This window comes from Kocuria sp. CCUG 69068 (assembly GCF_020833785.1).
GTDB lineage: Bacteria > Actinomycetota > Actinomycetes > Actinomycetales > Micrococcaceae > Kocuria > Kocuria rosea.
On sequence record NZ_PDDL01000203.1, the window covers coordinates 1 to 2,662 of the forward strand.

Genomic DNA, 2,662 nt, shown 5'->3' on the forward strand with positions numbered 1-2,662 from the left:
TTGCTAGCGGACATGCCAATCTCCCTGTAGGCGGACACGTATCTCCCTGCTGACGGACAGCTGATCTCCCTGTCCTGGGCCATGGGATCGGGCTCGTGTCGGTCCCCATGCAGACGTCCCTCCGGGGGTTCGCTCGAGGTCTCTGACCACCTTGAGCCATCACCCGCCGGAGGGACGCATGAAGAAGTCTGACAGGGAGATCATGGAAATTCTCGAAGCCTATGACGCCACCGGTTCCGCGCACTCGGCCGCGACCCTGGCCGGGGTGGACCCGAAGACGGTGCGCCGCTACGCCGCCGCCCGCGACGCGGGCCGGCCGGTGACCGGGCCGGGCCGCCGGCCCCGGATGATCGACGCCTACCTGCCGAAGATCGAGGAGTGGGTCGAGCGCAGCCAGGGCACGGTCCGCGCCGACGTCGTCCACGCCCGCCTGGTCGGGGTGGGGTTCTCGGGGACGGAGCGGACCACCCGCCGGGCGGTGGCGCAGGTGAAGGCGGCCTGGCGGGCCGGGCACCGGCGCACCTACCGGCCCTGGATCACCGAGCCGGGGCTGTGGTTGCAGTTCGACTGGGGCGAAGGCCCCAAGGTGCCCGGGGTCGACGGCACGCCGCGACGCACCTGGTTGTTCTGCGCCTGGCTGGCGTGGTCACGGTACCGGGTCGTGATCCCGGTGTGGGATCAGACCCTGCCGACGCTGATCGGGTGCCTGGATGCGACCCTGGCGCGGATCGGCGGGGTGCCGACCTACGTGCTCACCGATAACCCCAGGACCGTGACCGTCGATCACGTGGCCGGGGTGCCGGTGCGCCACCCGCAGATCGTTCAAGCCGGCCGGCACTACGGCACCCAGGTGCACACCTGCGTGCCGTATGACCCGGAGTCCAAGGGCGGGTCGGAGTCCACGGTGCGCATCGCCAAGGCCGATCTGGTGCCCACCGAGGCGAACCTGCGTGAGCACTACGCCTCCTTCGCCGCCCTCGAGGCCGCCTGCGCGGCGTTCTGCGCCAAGGTCAACGGACGCATCCACCGGGAGACCGCCAAGATCCCGGAGCAGGCGTTGGTCGAGGAGCAGCAACGCCTGCACGTACTGCCGGCCGCCCCGCACACCACCGCCCTGGGGGTGACCCGCACGGTGGGCACCGACCAGACCATCCGGTTCGGCTCGGTGCGCTACTCCACCCCGCCGGGGCTGGTCGGGGCCGAGGTGTGGGTACGGGTCGCCGGGGCCGAGCTGGTGGTCGTCGCCGACCTCGACACCCTTGCCGTGGCCCCGGGGTGGGCGGCCGGGCGTGCCGGGCTCACCGAGGTCGCCCGTCACCGCCTCTCGACCCCGGGCAATCCACGGATCGACCTGGCCCACTACCCCGATCACCCCCAAGACCCCACTGGTGCCCCACGCCCGCCTCGGCTACGAGCCCGCAGTGCGGCGGAGAAGGACTTCCTGGCCCTGGGGGCCGGGGCGCACACCTGGCTGATCGAGGCCTCCGCGGCCGGGACCACCCGGATCCGGGCGAAGATGGCCGCCGCCGTGGAGCTCGCCGCCCTCATCGGGAACGGGCCCGTGGACGCCGCCCTCGGGATCGCCGCGGCCGCCGGGCGCTTCGGCGAGGGCGATCTGACCGCGATCTGCGACCACCAGGCCACCGGGGCCACCGCCGCCGGGCTCGTGGCCGCCGACGAGACCCACTCCGCCCAGCCCGGCACCGCCGCCTGGGCCACCTTCGGCGCCACCACGGCAACCAGCACAACCCCCACAACCGAGGAGACCGCTCGATGAACACGACCACCACCGCCCCGGCAGCACCGCCGCTGCCCGACGATCTCGCCGCGGTGCTCAAGCGCATGCGGATGCCCTACCTGCGCGCGGCCGCCCCCGAGGTGCTGGCCACCGCCCGCGCCCAGCGCTGGGACCCCACCGAGGTACTGCGGGTGCTGCTGGCCGAAGAGGTGCGCGGGCGCGACGAGGCCACCCGCGCGGCCCGACGCAAGGCCGCGGGCCTGCCGGCCGGGAAAACCTTCGCCTCCTGGCGCGAGTCGGACTCCTCGATCCCGGTCCCGACCCAGTCGGCCTTGGCCACCCTGGAGTGGGTGGGCCGGGCGGAGAACCTCGCCATCAGCGGTCCCTCGGGCACGGGCAAGACGCACTTCCTCGAGGCCCTGGCCCATCAGGTCATCGACGCCGGAATGCGGGTCTCCTGGTTCACCCTCGAGTCGCTGACCGCCGCGATCGGCCGGGCCGCCGTGGACGGTTCGATCGGCAAGACCATCGCTCGGATCACCCGGGCCGAGCTCATCGTCGTGGACGACATCGGGATGCTGCCTTCGGGCCAGGCCGCTGCCGAGGCTTTCTACCGTCTCGTCGATGCGACCTACGAACGCCGCAGTCTCGCGGTGACTTCCAATATCCATCCGGCCGGGTTCGACACGATCATGCCCAAGACCCTGGCCACCGCCGCCGTGGACCGGCTCCTGCACCACGCCCACGTGATCATCACCGAGGGCACCTCGCTGCGGCTCACCGAGGCGACCGCCGGACGAGGGGTGGTCCCACTGACCTGACATCGCCAGAGGGAGATCAACTGACCGCGGACAGGGAGATCAGCTGTCCGCCGACGGGGAGATCACCTGACCGCCCACCGGGAGGTCCCGCTGACCGTTGACA

At 72.1% G+C, this 2,662-nt stretch carries 2 protein-coding genes; both read left to right on the top strand.

Annotated elements, in window-relative coordinates; genetic code table 11:
- Positions 1-178: 178 nt before the first annotated feature.
- Positions 179-1,777: an IS21 family transposase gene (gene istA, locus CRM73_RS18820; RefSeq protein ID WP_229588748.1), complete on the top strand. Its 1,599-nt coding sequence runs from the start codon at positions 179-181 to the stop codon at positions 1,775-1,777.
- A complete protein-coding gene (gene istB / locus CRM73_RS18825) occupies positions 1,774-2,559 on the top strand; it encodes an IS21-like element helper ATPase IstB (RefSeq protein WP_229588749.1) in 786 nt (261 codons plus the stop codon). The genes istA and istB overlap by 4 nt, the downstream gene beginning before the upstream one ends.
- Positions 2,560-2,662: the final 103 nt, after the last annotated feature.

Excerpts from the sequence above, each read along its gene's own strand:
- istA (WP_229588748.1), top strand. The coding sequence starts at position 179 with ATGAAGAAGTCTGACAGGGAGATCATGGAAATTCTCGAAGCCTATGAC.
- istB (WP_229588749.1), top strand. The coding sequence starts at position 1,774 with ATGAACACGACCACCACCGCCCCGGCAGCACCGCCGCTGCCCGACGAT.